This window comes from Methyloceanibacter stevinii (assembly GCF_001723355.1).
Taxonomy (GTDB): domain Bacteria; phylum Pseudomonadota; class Alphaproteobacteria; order Rhizobiales; family Methyloligellaceae; genus Methyloceanibacter; species Methyloceanibacter stevinii.
Genome location: NZ_LPWE01000012.1, coordinates 459,193 through 473,649 on the forward strand (window position 1 = coordinate 459,193; position 14,457 = coordinate 473,649).

Consider the following 14,457-nt stretch of genomic DNA (forward strand, 5'->3'; position numbering starts at 1 on the left):
CCCCTCGTGAAGTCTCTCGCTAGCGGGGGCTCCCGTTATCGAGGCCCCCCATCATGACGTATTTCAGCTCCAGGAATTCTTCGATGCCGTGGTGGGAGCCTTCGCGGCCCTGGCCCGACTCCTTCACGCCGCCGAACGGCGCCAATGCCGAAGAGATCATCCCTTCGTTGACGCCGATCATGCCATATTCGAGCGCCTCGGCCACCCGCCAGGCGCGCGAAATATTCTCCGTGAAGAAATACGCCGCAAGGCCGAACGGCGTGTCGTTCGCGAGCGCAATCGCCTCCTGATCGTCGCGGAAGCGGAACAGCGCCGCGACCGGGCCGAAGGTCTCTTCGTGAGCGATGCGCATCTCCGGCGTCACGTCGGTCAACACGGTGGGCGCAAAGAATGTCCGCCCAAGCTCGTGCCGCACGCCGCCGGTCAGAACCTTGGCGCCATGGGCGACCGCGTCCCGCACATGGGCCTCGACCTTTTCGAGCCCGGCGTCGTTGATGAGCGGGCCTTGCGCCACGCCCTGCTCGGTGCCGTCGCCCACCTTGAGGTCCGAAACGGCCTCGGTGAGCCTTTCCGCGAAGCGATCATAGATGCCGCTCTGAACCAGAATTCGGTTGGCGCTGACGCATGTTTGCCCCGAATTCCGGAACTTCGACGCGATCGCGCCGGCGACAGCCGCATCGAGTTCGGCGTCGTCGAAAACGATGAACGGCGCATTGCCGCCGAGCTCCAAGGAGAGCTTTTTCACCGTGTCGGCGCTCTGGCGCATGAGGAGCTTCCCGACCTCGGTAGATCCGGTGAAGGTGATCATGCGCACGAGCCGGTTGGAGGTCAGTTCGCCGCCGATGGCCTCGGCATTGCCGGTGATGACATTGAGAACGCCCGGCGGGAATCCGGCCTGGCAAGCCAGCTCCGCCAGGGCTAACGCGGTGAGCGGCGTCTCGGGCGCCGGCTTCACGACCACGGTGCACCCTGCGGCGAGCGCAGGCGAGATCTTGCGCGTGATCATCGCGAACGGAAAGTTCCACGGGGTGATAGCCCCGACCACGCCGACCGGCTGCTTCATGACGAGCACACGGCCGCTGTGCTTGGGCGTCGGGATGATCTCGCCCAGCACGCGCCTTGCCTCTTCCGCGTAGAACTCCGTGAAGGACGACCCGTAGTCCACCTCCGCGCGCGCCTCGGCCAAAGGCTTGCCCTGCTCGGCGGTCATGAGACGGGCGAGGTCCTCTGCGTGCTCCTGCTGGAGCTCATACCAACGGCGCAGGACTTTCGCGCGCTCGCCCGCCAGCAAGCCGCTCCAGGCCCGAAAGGCGCGATCCGCGGCCTCGATGGCCTCGCGGGTCTCGTGCGCGCCGAGATTGGGCACGCGGCCGACGACCGCGCCGGACGCCGGATTGGTGATGTCGTCCACCGGCGTGCCTGTCCAGGCACCGCCGATCAGGCATTGGTCCTTGATGAGGGTCGGTGTCTTGAGTTGCATGGCCCGCTCTCTACGCCGCCGCTTGCGCAACGGCAAGTCACGTGTGAGAGAGGCCCATGTTCGAGGGTGCGACAATTGTTTTCGATCTCGACGGCACGCTGGTCGACACCGCGCCGGACCTTACGAATGCCCTCAACCACGCCCTGAATCTGCATGGACACCGCACCGTGGAGCCCGCGCTCGTCCGCGAGGCGGTGGGGCGCGGCGCGCCGGCCATGATCTACGAGGCGCTGGGCATCGAAACCGGCACGGAGGCGATCCTCGCGGACTTCCTCATCCACTACGAGGCCAATATCGCGGTGGAGAGCCGCCCCTTCCCCGGCGCCGTCGCGCTGCTGGAGCGGCTCGCGGACCGCGGCGCGCGCCTTGCCGTCTGCACCAACAAGCGGGCGCGCCTGGCCAATCTTCTCCTCGAAGCGCTGGAGCTCGACCATCATTTCGCAGCAATCGCGGGCCGCGATACGTTCGAGACGTCCAAGCCCCATCCGGGCCACCTTCTGGGCGCCATTGCCGCCGGCGGCGGCAATCCGGCCCGCGCCGTCATGGTGGGCGACAGCGCCGTCGACATCCAGGCCGCGCACCGAGCCGGAATTCCCTCGATCCTGGTGACATTCGGCTATTCCCCTCCGTCGCCGGACGGTCCTCACCCTAGCGCTACCATCGACAGCTTCGACGCCCTGGAATCCCAGGCCGAAATCCTGCTCAAACGCTTGACAGACCACGACCCGACCCGTTCCTAATAGCGCCCGGGTGGACGCGCTGGAATTTCGCCTCAATCGCCCCATGGGCTGCAACCAACAGCCACAATTGCGCGCTAGGTACGGGAACTGAGCTTTTTGCTCCAAGGAGAACTGGAATGCGCGGACGTATTGTGATGAGCGCTTGCATCGCATTGATGATGAGCGGAACCGCTTTCGCCCAAGACGCAGGGGAAGACTGTGTCAGCCAGCTTGCCGAAACCGAAAGCCTCGTGGACCAGACGGTCAACGCGAAGGTGCTCGACGAAGGCGACGTCGAAGAGGTGAACATGCTTCTCGACGAGGCGGACGCGGCCTGCACCGACGGGGATTACGGCAAGGCCAAGACCACCATGACCAAGGTCAAGGGCATGCTGAAGCCGGCGCCCGCTCCGGCTCCGGCCCCGGCGGAAGACGCGGCGGCCCAGTAGACTTTTTAGGAAATCTGCGCCGTTTCGCGGGACGGCCTGCTTGACTTCGCGAGGGGCCGTTCGCTAAATGCGCGCTTGCCGTCGCACCCCCTCATCACTTGAGGCGAGGACGCGAACGGAGCCGGGCGCGATCAAGACCTAACGCGCCCCGCACGGGCGGTTAGCTCAGCTGGTAGAGCACTGTGTTCACATCGCAGGGGTCACTGGTTCAAGTCCAGTACCGCCCACCATCACGTCACCGAAAACAGACGACGACTTCATTCCGCGCAGACCGTCGCTGGCGGCGAGAAACATTCCGTCGCAGTAGCAAACGCCGTATCGCTATTGACACTGTGGAGAATCTGCGGCCCTTTCTAGGGGTCGACGGTTCTCGATCATTGCTGGTCGAGACTAAGAGGGAACACGGTGCGTCCTGTCTCGCGTCATCGAGACGACAATCCCGTGGCTGCCCCCGCAACTGTGAACGGTGAGCACGGCTGAACGACGCCACTGGGGAACTTCATAACCCTGGGAAGGCAAGGCCGACGCGACGATCCGTGAGTCAGGAGACCTGCCGCTGACATCCGGCACCGGCTTTTGCCCGGTGCCTAAACCGTAACCGGACGCCGGGGTGAGCGTCTGGCGGTTGAGTGGGTGTCCGGTGGCCTATCTTCCGTTCCCGCTCATGACACCGCCACTTCCCCGATCGTCCTTTCCTCATGCCCGATGCGGTTCGTCCCGCGCGGGTCACTTGGGAGAGACGACCTATGAAACTTCGTAACGGACTATCCGCTGCCATTGGCGTTGCCGCGCTTCTCGCGCCGCTCGCCGCGGCCGCCCATTTCCAGCTCGTCTATACGCCGGAGGTCAATCTGACCAAGGCGGGAGACGTGCCCGTCAAGCTGATCTTCTGGCACCCCTTCGAGAACGGCCACGTGATGGACATGGGTGAGGTCATCGACTTCTACGCCGTCAACCGCGGCAAGAAGATCGACCTCAAGGACACGCTGAAGCAGATCAAGTTCGAGGGCTCGGAGAACACTGCCACGGCTTACGATGCCTCCGTCCCACTCAAGCGATCGGGAGACTACGTGCTCGTCGCTGTTCCCTCGCCCTATTACGAGGAGAGCGAGGACGTCTACATCCAGCAGATCGCAAAGAGCTATCTGAACCTGAATGAAGTCCCGACGGATTGGATGGAGCCGCAGGGCCTACCCACCGAGATCATCCCCCTCAACAAGCCCACCAACATCGTGGCCGGTTCGACCTTCACCGGCCGGGTGATGGCCGACGGCAAGCCCGTACCCGGCGCGGAGATCGAGGTCGAGTACATGGCGGCCGAGCCGTCCATGGACGAGAACAAGCCGAAAGACCCGACCGCTTCGCCGATGCCGGGCGGCGCGCTCGTCGCCGTCAGCGATGACAACGGCTACTTCACCTTCGGCATTCCGAAGGCCGGCTTCTGGGGCTTTGCCGCGCTCGGCTCGGGCAACACCAAGGAGCATGAGGGCAAGGAGCTTTCTCAAGACGCGGTCATCTGGGTCCGCGCTTTCGACGTGAAATAGGCCAGCCTAGGACCTGGAGGGAAAGATGCACATTGTCGACGGTGCTCTATCGAATGAAGTCTTGATCGGCGGCGCGGTTCTCGCTGCCGGCGGCATCGCGTTGGGCCTGAAATCGCTGCCGGCGGAGAAGATGCCCGCCGCCGGGGTTCTAAGCGCAACGTTTTTCGTGGCGTCCCTGGTTCATGTGCCAATCGGACCCTCCAGCGTCCATCTGATCATGAACGGTCTGGCCGGGTTGGTGCTCGGCTGGGCCGCCTTTCCGGCCCTTTTCGTCGCCCTACTGCTGCAAGCCGTTTTCTTCGGGTTCGGCGGGCTGACTGTGCTGGGCGTCAACACCGTCAACATCGCCCTGCCCGCGGTGCTCGTCTACTACATCTGCCGGCGGGGTATCGCGTCGGGCTCTCCCACCGTCGCCGCAATCTGGGGCGGTATCGGCGGGGGCCTTGCGATTGCCTTGACGACGGGCTGCGTGGCTCTCTCGTTGGCGCTCACGGGGGACGAATTTCTGGCGGCGGCCAAGCTCACATTCTTCGCGCACATCCCCATCATGATCATCGAAGCGCTGATCACAGCCGCGGCCATCTACCTTGCACGAAAGGTAAAGCCTGAACTGTTCGAGAGGTTCACGGTGTCCCCATCGGAAGGAGTTTCGTCATGAGGTCCCTTCGCCTTGCGCTCATTCTACTTTTCCTGATGCCGGTTCACTCTGCGCTTGCGCATAAGGTCATCGCTTCGGTCTACGCCAGTGGCGACGTGATCGAGGGCGAGATCGGCTTCTCCAACGGAGATATGGCGCCCAATGAGCTTGTCGAGGTCTTCGACGAGGACGGCAACAAGCTCGGCGAAACCAAGACGGACGAGGACGGCTTCTTCACCTTCCGTCCGACCAAGCCCGTTGCGCACGTATTCAAGTCCAATCTCGGCTCGGGCCACGTCGCCACTGTCCGCATGGAAGCCGACGAACTACCGGACATAGCCGGCGCCGAGCCCGCCGCAGCGGATACAGCGACGGCAGCTGAGACCAAGACAGACTCAGCGTCCGCCGCTCAAGAGGGCGCCGCGGACGAGACGCTGACGCAGGCACAGTTGAAGTTGATCGCGCAGGCCGTGCAAAAGCAGATCATCCCGCTTCGCCGCGACATCGATGCCTATAAGGAAAAGAACAACATTCAGAACGTTCTCGGCGGCATCGGTTACATCTTCGGCCTGTTCGGGCTCGGCTACTACATCGCCGCGCGCCGCAAAATGACGGGGGCCTGAGGGCGTGGGACATGTGGTCGAGGCCGGCGTCCGGCGCTCCTGGACACCGGCGCCACCACGGCCAAGACCTATATTAGCGAGACCGATCCACGGGCCCGGATCCTGGCGGCGGTGGCGTTCGCGATCGTCGTGGTCAACCTTCATGACCTCCGTGCCCTAGCCGCAGCCCTCGTCGTTGCGCTCACGCTGATGCTCATGGCCCGGCTGCCGCCGCGCGCGACGCTCAAGCGCATGCTCACAATGGATGGCTTCATCATCTTCATGCTCCTGCTCTTGCCGTTTACCGTGCCGGGCGACGCCATGTTCACGGTCTTCGGTCTGCCCGCGACATGGCAAGGGTTGCGGCAGGCGATCGAGATCGGCTTGAAAGCCAATGCGATCATTCTGACGCTGATGGCGCTGGTCGGCTCCATGGAGCCCGCCAGGTTGGGGCAGGCCCTCTACCGCCTGAAAATGCCCGAGGGACTCGTCTACCTGCTCATGTTCATGGTCCGGTATGTCGACGTGCTTCAACAAGAGTATCTGCGCCTGCGCGTAGCCATGAAGGCGCGCGGGTTCCGCCCGGGAAACAACAGGCACACCTACCAATCTCTGGGTTACTTGATCGGCATGATGCTCGTCCGTGCGGTGGAGAGGTCGGAACGGATTCTCGGCGCCATGAAGTGCCGTGGGTTCTCCGGGCGCATACCGCTATCGGGCGACCTCGCCTATGCGCGATCGGATGCCGGCTTCGCGTTCGCCTTCGGCGGCATCCTTGCAGCGCTCGTCGCGCTCCAGTTTCTGCGTTGAGGCGGCGGGGTCGTAGATGACATCCCTGATCGAGCTTACCGACATTCATTTCGCCTATCCGGGCTACCCGCCCGTGCTCAATGGCGCAGACATCCGGCTCGGTAGCAAAGAGCGTCTATGCGTCGTCGGGCACAACGGTTCCGGCAAGAGCACGCTCTTGCGCATCATCGTCGGCCTGCTGCGGCCCAGCCGCGGCCGTGTCGTAGCCTTCGGCCGGGAGCGCCGCGCCGAAGACGACTTCCTCGAGGTACGGCGCCTTGCCGGGCTGGTGTTCCAGGATCCCGACGATCAACTGTTCTGCCCGACAGTGGCCGAGGATATGGCTTTCGGCCCCCTCAACCTTGGCAAAACCCGCGAGGAAGCCATGGCCATCGTCGATCGCGTGCTGGCGGAATTGGATCTCACCCGGTTCAAGGACCGGGTGACCCACAAGCTCTCGGGCGGAGAGAAGCGCTTGGTGACGCTCGCCACCGTTCTGGCCATGGAACCGGAGGTTCTTCTTCTCGACGAGCCGACCAACGCCCTCGACGAAGACAACGAGGCCAGGCTGACCGAGATATTGCGCACGCTTCCGCAGGCGATGATCGTTGTGTCGCATGACGCGCAATTTCGCGAGCGCATTGCGTCACGCACGGTCCGTCTTGCAGAAGGACAAATTCGACCCACCTAAAGATGCGAGGTGCCGAGCCTCTTTCCATGGGGTGAGATCTAGCCTATCTTATCCCCTCCTAGGGGATAGGATAAGCGATGATACATCAAACCCACGACGACGTGCTGCGGCGGCTCAAGCGTGCAGCCGGTCACTTGCAACACACAATCTCAATGATCGAGACCGGACGTCCTTGTCCGGAAGTCGCCCAACAGCTTCATGCCGTCTCGAAAGCGATCGAACAGGCCAAGAAGATCTTCATCCACGATCATATCGATCACTGCTTGAACGACAGCATCGGTAAGAGCGCGCACCGCAAGTCACTGATCGTCGAGTTCAAGGAAATCTCCAAGTACCTGTAAGGCATCGCTTCTCATGACATTGACGGACCTCATCGCCGGGGGCGGCGCCAACCCGCTCCTCCTCATCGCCATGGCCTTCCTGCTCGGTGCGTTTCACGGACTGGAGCCGGGCCATAGCAAGACGATGATGGCCGCCTATATCATCGCCATCCGCGGCACGATCCCTCAGGCAATCCTGCTCGGTGTGTCGGCCGCGATCTCACACTCCCTTATTGTGTGGGTCCTTGCCATTCTCGGGCTTCTGTACGGGGATGAACTGATCGGCGAACAGATGGAGCCATACTTCATGATCGCCTCCGGTGTGATCATCGCATGCATTGGCTTGTGGATATTCCGCCAATCCATGCAGGCCCGAGCGGCGGGGCATCACCACGACCATGCGCATGGCCATAGACCCCATTCTCATGCCCACAACCACCAACACGATCACGTCCATCCGCATGAGCACGGCAATTCTCATCACGATCACACTCACATCCTCGGCGGGACGCACGATCACGACCGTCCCGCCCGGGAGAAGCCGGAGTTCATGGACGCCCATGCCATGGCACATGCCCGCGAGATTGAAGCGCGCATCGGTTCCGGGCGCACGTCGACATGGCAGACCATTCTGTTTGGGCTGTCGGGCGGGCTGATCCCCTGCCCGGCGGCAATCACCGTTCTCTTGCTCTGCATTCAGCTCGGTCAGTTCATGCTCGGGATTGGCTTGGTCGCGTCCTTCAGCATCGGGCTGGCCGTAACGCTGGTCGCGATCGGCGTCGTCGCCGCAGTTGGCATGCGCTATGTCAGTAAAAAGGGCTCATCCCGTTTCGACGCGATCCTGAAGAAAGCACCCTATATCTCGGCCACCTTCATCGGACTGATCGGCCTCTTCATGATCTACTCGGGATGGGCGCATCTGCATGGCCACGATGGCGATGGAGAATCTGACGCGGCGCCGCACCACGAGACGCTCTAAGAACGGCGCTAGCGGACCGCATCCTGCTGACGGTTCGTCTGTTTCGGGTCAGAGCGCGTTGGGACCAGCGCACTTATGAAGCCGGCTTCGGCCCCGCGGACAGGCATCAGGACGGATCCCGCCGCACACCCATTTGTTAAGCTTCGGACCGCTCTCGCCTGGCAGATGCCGCATTTGTCTGCGAGGGTGCACGTCAAGTCGAAGTTGAAGTCGAAGGAGTTCGCCATGACGAAATTCATGATGGCCTGTGGCATGGCTTGCGCGTTGGTGGTTGGCGTCGTCGCATTTGCACCGACACAAGCAAACGCAGGCGTCTATGTCAGAGCTCCCGGCGTCAGGGTCGGCGTCGGCATCGGACCTCGCTACTATCGGCCTTATCGCTACGCCCGGCGCCCCTATTACCGCGCACGGCCCTATTACGCTCCCCGCCGCTATAAGCGCCGTTGGCGCCGTCGCGCACGCCGCGCCTACTATTGGTAGGGAACGCCTGGTAGCCAAACCCAGCGCAAGCGTACGCCGCTAGCCTTAAAGCATCCAAACACCCAAGCGAAGGTGCGCACCGGCGCGCCTTCGCCTCCGCGCGCCATGAGCGGCGTCCTGGTTTTTTGTCCTCCCCAAAGATGAACGTCACCTGCACGTCCGGTTCAGGACGGGTTCAAGCGGCCGCGCGCACTCTGCGCAAGGTCAGGCCCTGAACTGGCGAGCGTAAGCCTCTCCTTGGCAATCGGGCGCGGAGCGTCAGGGCGCTCCACGCTCACCCCCCTTCGAGGCGGGGCCAAGGCAGCAGCATGAGGTGGCGACATGAGTTCCTTCAAACTACTCGCGACCAGCGTCGTTCTGGTCGCGCATGGGCCGGCGCAGTGGGTTTGGTCACCGTCTTCTTCGCGACCATCTGAGCCGCGCGCCGCATGCGCCGGCACAGCGCCGCACTAAACTGATCGACACGGCCGCGTGAACTTGCGCGAGGTTCAGCGCACTTCGTTCTGACTGAGCGTGATTGGTAATGCCCAGCGCCCGTATCTACCTTTTGACCATGACAAGCCCGACAGCAATTCCGCAAAGGGCCATCGATCAAGGAGATACATCATGAAGGCGATCATGCTCGCACTGACGCTTCTCGCAGCCACTGGCGCACCTGTTCTGGCCGACGGCTTCCCGAACCCCTACCAGACGAATTTCGATCGCTAAGCGATGCGTTCGGACGCAGAGCCCCCGGTCTTCCCTCCCAGGCTGGGGGTTCTGCTTTTCTCAAATGGCATGTGATCCAAGGGCCTTGAGCCTACGTAGTTTTGGTATCTGGCTGGGTTTCGTCTCGCCCCCCTGACGCATCCCCAGTTCGGTGCCTCCATCCGCCCCGGTGCCCCCGCGCCGGGGCGTCCTTTGTGAGGACGACGATCATCTCAGGCACATTGCGAAGAGACGCCGGGCGGTGCGGCCGCCACCGCCTGCCCCCCTGTTTGCGCAAGTGGTCCTCGTTGAGGACGTGTAATGGTTCGGCGCGTAAGCCCCCCGCTCACGGACACGTGACCGCCTGGCGGTGATCTACACCATGCGACGGCTGCGTAGTTGCTTTCGTTGATAACTCTTCCCCCCCAAAACGGAGGTCTCAATGAAAGTACTGCGCTTATTCTCAACCCTGGTTTTGATGCTCTTCACTGTCTCTGCCGCGAACGCCATGTCCAAGGACATCGTCGACACCGCGGCGGGTGCTGGACAGTTCAAGACTCTCGTCGCCGCGGTGAAGGCTGCGGGGCTGGTCGATACGCTGAAGGGAGACGGCCCGTTCACTGTGTTTGCACCGACAGACGAGGCGTTCGCCAAGCTTCCCGATGGCACGGTCGATGACCTGCTGAAGCCCGAGAACAAGGATAAGCTCGTGGCCATCCTCACCTACCATGTCGTTCCCGGGAAGATCATGTCCGGCGACATCTCCGGCAAGGCGACAGAGGTGAAGACAGTCCAGGGCGACACGCTGAATGTCGATGCGACGGACGGCGTAAAGGTGGACAAAGCCAAAGTCGTGAAGGCTGATATCGACGCCTCGAACGGCGTGATCCACGTGATCGATACCGTGGTGATGCCAAACTAAGATTGTTCGGCGGCGACCAATGCGGGTCCCGGCCCACGACGGCTGGGGCCCGTTTTCAATTGTCGGCAGAGTGTTCTTCGCGAGGCGGCCGCCGCTGCTTTGACGGAAGCCCAATACCGGTGTGTCTCAGCGCAGCAGCTGCGCGGTCCGTGCCTTCTTGCGATGACGCGGTTTGGTGGGAAGCGGAATTCCTGCCGTGGACTTGGCGACAGTCGTCACATTGAGCCGTCCGGCCAACAGATCATCCGGCAATTTCGTCTTGATCCAGAACGCGTTGTCGAACTGCTCCGCGCTGGATCCGGGCGCGACCTGTTTGGCCGCGTTGGTTCCGAGCAGACCAGTCACCGTGATAGCCAAGACGGCCATCGTGATATGCCGACATACGCTCATCGCCGCCGAGTGTGATTCGGCGGCGATGAACGGCGAGTTTAGAGACTTGCTTAATAATCGGTTTACGCTACGGCGCGGTCCTCAGGACTTTTTTCTGAGCATCTCATCGACGCTCCAAGGCCCGCCGCCCGCGAAGGCGATGTATAGAAAGATGAAGCAGAAGAGGATCGCCGCATCGCCGCCATTCAACAGCGGATAGGGGCTCTTCGGCGCATGGGCCAGCCAATAGGCGAAGGCCATCAAGCCGGAAAGCACGAAGGCGGTCGGCCGCGTGAACAGCCCGACGACGAGCAGCGCGCCGCCGACGATCTCGAGAATGCCGGCAATCCACGGCAGGGAAAATGCCTCGGGCGAGAACCCGCCCTCTGGAAATCCGAGCAGCTTGGATGTGCCGTGCTCCATGAAGATCAGCGCGGCAACGATGCGCACGATACTCAAGATGCGCGGCGCCCAGTCGGTTTGCAGTCGATCGGCCATGTCGGCGTTCCCTCCCAATTCAGTCGTGAGTCGGTGGGGAGCTTAGCCTGCCGAACCAGACCCGTCATGTTACGAGCCTGCAAGGAAGTGGCAAATCGGCCACGAAAAAGGGGAGCCTTGAAGGGCTCCCCTTTGCACTTTCTAGAGCGTGTTGCCCGTGCCGTTTACGGGACCAGTGTCCCTACGCAGCTGCGCTCGCGGCAGTCGGGACCTCGGAAATGGTCTTCAGGATCTGCGAAGCGATCTGGTAGGGGTCGCCTTGCGAGTTCGGGCGACGGTCTTCCAGGTAGCCCTTGTAGCCGTTCTTCGGGAAGCTGTTCGGCACGCGGACCGACGCGCCGCGGTCTGCAACGCCGTAGCTGAACTTGTTCCACGGCGCCGTCTCGTGCTTGCCGGTCAGACGCATGTGGTTGTCCGGGCCATAGACAGCGATGTGGTCCTCGAGGTTCTTCTCGAACTGGGCCATCAGCGCCTTGAAGTACTCCTCGCCACCGACTTCACGGAGATACTCGGTGGAGAAGTTGGCGTGCATGCCGGAGCCGTTCCAGTCCGTGTCGCCGAGCGGCTTACAGTGATACTCGATGTCGACGCCGTATTTCTCAGTCAGACGCTCCAGCAGGTAGCGGGCCATCCACATTTCGTCGGCGGCCTTCTTGGAGCCCTTGCCGAAGATCTGGAACTCCCACTGGCCCTTGGCCACTTCGGCGTTGATGCCTTCGTGGTTGATGCCGCAATCCAGACACAGGTCGAGATGTTCCTCGACGATCTGACGGGCGATCGAACCGACCTGCTTGTAGCCAACACCGGTGTAGTACTTGCCTTGCGGCTCCGGATAACCGTGCTCCGGGAAGCCCAGCGGGCGGCCGTCCTTATAGAAGAAATACTCTTGCTCGAAACCGAACCACGTACCGTCGTCGTCCAGGATGGTCGCGCGCTTGTTCGTCGGATGCGGCGTGCCATCGGGCAGCATCACTTCGCAGAGGACGAGAGCGCCATTCGTGCGAGCAGGGTCTACGAAAACGCGGATCGGCTTCAGAACGCAGTCGGAGTTGCTGCCGTCGGCCTGCATGGTCGAGCTTCCATCGAAGCCCCAATCCGGAAGTTCTTCGAGCGTCGGAAAGCTATCGTACTCTTTGATGAGGGTCTTGCCACGCAGGTTCGGCACGGGCGTGTAACCGTCGAGCCAAATGTACTCGAGCTTATACTTGGTCATTGTGAGTCCTTCTGGGTTTTAAACGACTGTACGGATGAATCCCACCTAGCCGCGAGAGGCTGGCGGCCAATACCTCCTGAAAGCAGTTTTTGTGCCAGTGCGAAGAAAGCGGGCGGGCCGGGCGCAGAAGGCGAGCTTCGTCAGCATACCCCCCTGCAGGCACGTACATTTTTCCGTAACAATTTTAGCGTCTTAGGGAAAACGAGGACCGCGCGCCCGATATGCGATCAATCTGCGCGCGGTTGGTCAATCCGAAGGCAGTCCAATCTTGCTGAGCAATGCAGCAGAAGAATTGCTGCTCAAATGTACGCCATTCCGCGATTTTTTTGTGCAAGGGGCTGCTGCGTTTCTATATAGGTGACTCCAGGTGCGTTGCTCCGATTCAGTTGTAACGCACACATGACAATGGAGGACTATATGACGGCAAATGCACATGAGGAGACGGCGAAAGTCATTCCGTTTCCGAAAGGTGGCCGCTCGGGACTGAGTGGCAGCCAATACGGCGCACACGCGGCCGATGATCTCCTGACGTCAATGGGCGTAGCCTACGTCGACTACGGGAGCGGCTCGTATCACGATGCGGCCATCCGCGATGCGCGGCAGTCACGTGAGCATTGACGGCCAAGAGACTACTCAAGGCACCTAGAGGGCCCGCTTACACGAAGAGCGCGGCCCTCTCTTCATAGGCGCCGCGTTTCCGTACACCACCTGCAAAAAGCTAGATGCTGATAGAGCGCGGATCGTCCGCCGCTTGAGCTTCCGTGCCGGCAAACATCGACAGCATGGGCTCATCCGTCAGCGTGATTTCTTCGAAATCGCCGAAACCGTTGAAGCGGTTCCCCAGAACGCGGCCATAGGCGCCGACCTGGCCGATTTCCAGATAATCCCCCTCCCCGATCGCGTCGGGCAAGACGAACGGACCCGGCAGATAGTCGGCGCTGTCGCACGTGGGGCCATAGAGCACATACGCGGTCTCGCCGCCCCCAAGGTCCTCGCGGCCGGGTGTCACGCAGCGCGCCGGGAAGCGAAAACCGGAAAACGCCGCATCGAACAGCGAACCGAAAGCGCCGTCATTGACGTACAGCGCAGTGCCGCGACGCGCATCGACGCGCACGATCACCGACTCCGCCTCCGCGACGAGGCCCCGGCCCGGCTCGCATAGAAGCTCGCAGGAATGCTTGACCGCCAGCGCATCGGCCGCCCGGACGATTTCCTCCATGTATAGATCGAGGCCCGGCGGGTCCGAGTGCGGGTAGCGGGCCGGAAAGCCGCCGCCGATGTCGATCGCATCCACCAGCACGCCGGACGACACGATGAGTTGTCCAACCTGGGTCAACGCCTCGCCGAAGGCTGCCGGGACCACGGCCTGCGATCCCACGTGGAAGGTGATCCCGAGGCGGGTTGCGTGCTGGCGCGCCCGCAAGAGCAGTGCTGGCGCCTCTTCGACGCTCGCGCCGTACTTTCCTTCAAGGGGGATAAGGCTGTGCGTGTTGGGACAGGCGATCCGCAGGAACAGGGTCAGATCGTCGGCCTCGTCCGTCTCCGCCAAAACCTTGCCCAGTTCGTCATGGGAGTCGAAGGCAAAGCACCGCACGCCGTAGTCGCGATAGGCGCGCGCAATGGCGCCGCGCGACTTGATCGGGTTCATGAAAAAGAGTTCGGCCCCATCGATGGCCCTGACGCGCTCGATCTCCGCCAGCGAGGCGACATCGAAGCTGCGAATGCCGGCCCCGGCCAGCACGTCGAGAACGGCCTGCGTGTCATTGGCCTTGGTCGCGTACAGAACGCGGCCGGGGAAGTTCGCCAAAAACCATTCCGCCGCGCGCGCCACTGTATGGGGCCGCAAGGCCAGGACAGGCCGCTCCGGCCGATGATGGCGGAGATACTCCGCCGCGTTGGGAAAAACGTTCATCCGAAAACTCTCATCCCATGCGACGCCGGCACGAGACTACCGGCCGGACCCGGCGATCCTCACGGACATACGCGCGGAATCGACTTGGTCAGCTGCCGCGCGAAGCAGCCCTCCGTATGGGGTTCGGCGTGTCTTGTAAAGCTGATTCAGCAGCCTCTTGCATGGC

The 14,457-nt window shown here is 62.3% G+C and carries 17 protein-coding genes, 1 tRNA gene and 1 riboswitch; of the genes, 13 read left to right on the plus strand and 5 right to left on the minus strand.

The window, feature by feature from the left end; translation table 11 throughout:
* Positions 1-19: 19 nt before the first annotated feature.
* Entirely contained in the window at positions 20-1,480 is a 1,461-nt protein-coding gene (locus AUC70_RS11805) for an NAD-dependent succinate-semialdehyde dehydrogenase (RefSeq protein ID WP_069445019.1), read from the minus strand.
* A 56-nt stretch (positions 1,481-1,536) separates the two neighbouring features.
* Between AUC70_RS11805 and AUC70_RS11810 the strand changes: the two genes are divergently transcribed.
* The 12 genes from AUC70_RS11810 to AUC70_RS11865 all read left to right on the plus strand — a co-directional run bounded on the left by AUC70_RS11810 (position 1,537) and on the right by AUC70_RS11865 (position 10,299).
* Positions 1,537-2,220, plus strand: coding sequence for an HAD-IA family hydrolase (locus AUC70_RS11810; RefSeq protein WP_069445020.1), 684 nt, complete (start codon positions 1,537-1,539; stop codon positions 2,218-2,220).
* Between the two features lie 116 nt (positions 2,221-2,336).
* Positions 2,337-2,648: a hypothetical protein gene (locus AUC70_RS11815; protein ID WP_069445021.1), complete on the plus strand. Its 312-nt coding sequence runs from the start codon at positions 2,337-2,339 to the stop codon at positions 2,646-2,648.
* Positions 2,649-2,802: 154 nt separating this feature from the next.
* A tRNA-Val gene (locus tag AUC70_RS11820) sits at positions 2,803-2,878 on the plus strand.
* Between the two features lie 117 nt (positions 2,879-2,995).
* Positions 2,996-3,220, plus strand: a riboswitch (cobalamin riboswitch).
* A gap of 174 nt (positions 3,221-3,394) precedes the next feature.
* Positions 3,395-4,192, plus strand: a complete 798-nt coding sequence (locus AUC70_RS11825) for a DUF4198 domain-containing protein (protein ID WP_069445022.1) — start codon at positions 3,395-3,397, stop codon at positions 4,190-4,192.
* A 25-nt stretch (positions 4,193-4,217) separates the two neighbouring features.
* The gene (gene cbiM, locus AUC70_RS11830) at positions 4,218-4,850 is read left to right on the plus strand and encodes a cobalt transporter CbiM (protein ID WP_069445023.1); all 633 of its coding nucleotides are present in this window, start codon (positions 4,218-4,220) and stop codon (positions 4,848-4,850) included.
* Positions 4,847-5,452 carry a transthyretin-like family protein gene (locus tag AUC70_RS11835; RefSeq protein ID WP_069445024.1) on the plus strand — a complete coding sequence of 202 codons (606 nt, stop codon included), beginning with the start codon at positions 4,847-4,849 and terminating at the stop codon, positions 5,450-5,452. The genes cbiM and AUC70_RS11835 overlap by 4 nt, the downstream gene beginning before the upstream one ends.
* Before the next feature lie 72 nt (positions 5,453-5,524).
* The gene (gene cbiQ, locus AUC70_RS11840) at positions 5,525-6,241 is read left to right on the plus strand and encodes a cobalt ECF transporter T component CbiQ (RefSeq protein ID WP_280138254.1); all 717 of its coding nucleotides are present in this window, start codon (positions 5,525-5,527) and stop codon (positions 6,239-6,241) included.
* 16 nt (positions 6,242-6,257) lie between these two features.
* The gene (locus tag AUC70_RS11845) at positions 6,258-6,911 is read left to right on the plus strand and encodes an energy-coupling factor ABC transporter ATP-binding protein (protein WP_069445026.1); all 654 of its coding nucleotides are present in this window, start codon (positions 6,258-6,260) and stop codon (positions 6,909-6,911) included.
* 77 nt (positions 6,912-6,988) lie between these two features.
* Entirely contained in the window at positions 6,989-7,252 is a 264-nt protein-coding gene (locus tag AUC70_RS11850) for a metal-sensing transcriptional repressor (RefSeq protein WP_069445027.1), read from the plus strand.
* Positions 7,253-7,265: 13 nt separating this feature from the next.
* Positions 7,266-8,210, plus strand: coding sequence for a nickel/cobalt efflux transporter (locus AUC70_RS11855; protein ID WP_069445028.1), 945 nt, complete (start codon positions 7,266-7,268; stop codon positions 8,208-8,210).
* A gap of 225 nt (positions 8,211-8,435) precedes the next feature.
* A complete protein-coding gene (locus AUC70_RS11860; RefSeq protein WP_193427319.1) occupies positions 8,436-8,690 on the plus strand; it encodes a hypothetical protein in 255 nt (84 codons plus the stop codon).
* 1,165 nt (positions 8,691-9,855) lie between these two features.
* The gene (locus AUC70_RS11865; RefSeq protein WP_425283601.1) at positions 9,856-10,299 is read left to right on the plus strand and encodes a fasciclin domain-containing protein; all 444 of its coding nucleotides are present in this window, start codon (positions 9,856-9,858) and stop codon (positions 10,297-10,299) included.
* A 126-nt stretch (positions 10,300-10,425) separates the two neighbouring features.
* On the opposite strand, the gene AUC70_RS11870 is transcribed toward AUC70_RS11865, so the two are convergent.
* The 3 genes from AUC70_RS11870 to AUC70_RS11880 form a co-directional block, all read right to left on the minus strand.
* Positions 10,426-10,665 carry a hypothetical protein gene (locus AUC70_RS11870; RefSeq protein WP_069445031.1) on the minus strand — a complete coding sequence of 80 codons (240 nt, stop codon included), beginning with the start codon at positions 10,663-10,665 and terminating at the stop codon, positions 10,426-10,428.
* Between the two features lie 105 nt (positions 10,666-10,770).
* Positions 10,771-11,166, minus strand: coding sequence for a DoxX family protein (locus AUC70_RS11875; RefSeq protein WP_069445032.1), 396 nt, complete (start codon positions 11,164-11,166; stop codon positions 10,771-10,773).
* A gap of 181 nt (positions 11,167-11,347) precedes the next feature.
* Positions 11,348-12,379 (minus strand): glutamine synthetase beta-grasp domain-containing protein, encoded by a 1,032-nt coding sequence (locus AUC70_RS11880; RefSeq protein WP_069445033.1) that lies wholly within the window; start codon positions 12,377-12,379, stop codon positions 11,348-11,350.
* 417 nt (positions 12,380-12,796) lie between these two features.
* Between AUC70_RS11880 and AUC70_RS11885 the strand changes: the two genes are divergently transcribed.
* On the plus strand, positions 12,797-12,997 hold the full coding sequence (locus AUC70_RS11885; RefSeq protein ID WP_158007438.1) for a DUF2735 domain-containing protein: 201 nt from the start codon (positions 12,797-12,799) through the stop codon (positions 12,995-12,997).
* A 100-nt stretch (positions 12,998-13,097) separates the two neighbouring features.
* On the opposite strand, the gene AUC70_RS11890 is transcribed toward AUC70_RS11885, so the two are convergent.
* Positions 13,098-14,291 carry a type III PLP-dependent enzyme gene (locus AUC70_RS11890; RefSeq protein ID WP_069445035.1) on the minus strand — a complete coding sequence of 398 codons (1,194 nt, stop codon included), beginning with the start codon at positions 14,289-14,291 and terminating at the stop codon, positions 13,098-13,100.
* Between the last annotated feature and the right edge of the window lie 166 nt (positions 14,292-14,457).

What these genes read in the sequence shown, in the direction of transcription:
- AUC70_RS11805 (WP_069445019.1), bottom strand. Translation starts at nt 1,480, where the DNA reads ATGCAACTCAAGACACCGACCCTCATCAAGGACCAATGCCTGATCGGC.
- AUC70_RS11810 (WP_069445020.1), top strand. Translation starts at nt 1,537, where the DNA reads ATGTTCGAGGGTGCGACAATTGTTTTCGATCTCGACGGCACGCTGGTC.
- AUC70_RS11815 (WP_069445021.1), top strand. Translation starts at nt 2,337, where the DNA reads ATGCGCGGACGTATTGTGATGAGCGCTTGCATCGCATTGATGATGAGC.
- AUC70_RS11825 (WP_069445022.1), top strand. Translation starts at nt 3,395, where the DNA reads ATGAAACTTCGTAACGGACTATCCGCTGCCATTGGCGTTGCCGCGCTT.
- cbiM (WP_069445023.1), top strand. Translation starts at nt 4,218, where the DNA reads ATGCACATTGTCGACGGTGCTCTATCGAATGAAGTCTTGATCGGCGGC.
- AUC70_RS11835 (WP_069445024.1), top strand. Translation starts at nt 4,847, where the DNA reads ATGAGGTCCCTTCGCCTTGCGCTCATTCTACTTTTCCTGATGCCGGTT.
- AUC70_RS11845 (WP_069445026.1), top strand. Translation starts at nt 6,258, where the DNA reads ATGACATCCCTGATCGAGCTTACCGACATTCATTTCGCCTATCCGGGC.
- AUC70_RS11850 (WP_069445027.1), top strand. Translation starts at nt 6,989, where the DNA reads ATGATACATCAAACCCACGACGACGTGCTGCGGCGGCTCAAGCGTGCA.
- AUC70_RS11855 (WP_069445028.1), top strand. Translation starts at nt 7,266, where the DNA reads ATGACATTGACGGACCTCATCGCCGGGGGCGGCGCCAACCCGCTCCTC.
- AUC70_RS11860 (WP_193427319.1), top strand. Translation starts at nt 8,436, where the DNA reads ATGACGAAATTCATGATGGCCTGTGGCATGGCTTGCGCGTTGGTGGTT.
- AUC70_RS11865 (WP_425283601.1), top strand. Translation starts at nt 9,856, where the DNA reads ATGCTCTTCACTGTCTCTGCCGCGAACGCCATGTCCAAGGACATCGTC.
- AUC70_RS11870 (WP_069445031.1), bottom strand. Translation starts at nt 10,665, where the DNA reads ATGGCCGTCTTGGCTATCACGGTGACTGGTCTGCTCGGAACCAACGCG.
- AUC70_RS11875 (WP_069445032.1), bottom strand. Translation starts at nt 11,166, where the DNA reads ATGGCCGATCGACTGCAAACCGACTGGGCGCCGCGCATCTTGAGTATC.
- AUC70_RS11880 (WP_069445033.1), bottom strand. Translation starts at nt 12,379, where the DNA reads ATGACCAAGTATAAGCTCGAGTACATTTGGCTCGACGGTTACACGCCC.
- AUC70_RS11885 (WP_158007438.1), top strand. Translation starts at nt 12,797, where the DNA reads ATGACGGCAAATGCACATGAGGAGACGGCGAAAGTCATTCCGTTTCCG.
- AUC70_RS11890 (WP_069445035.1), bottom strand. Translation starts at nt 14,291, where the DNA reads ATGAACGTTTTTCCCAACGCGGCGGAGTATCTCCGCCATCATCGGCCG.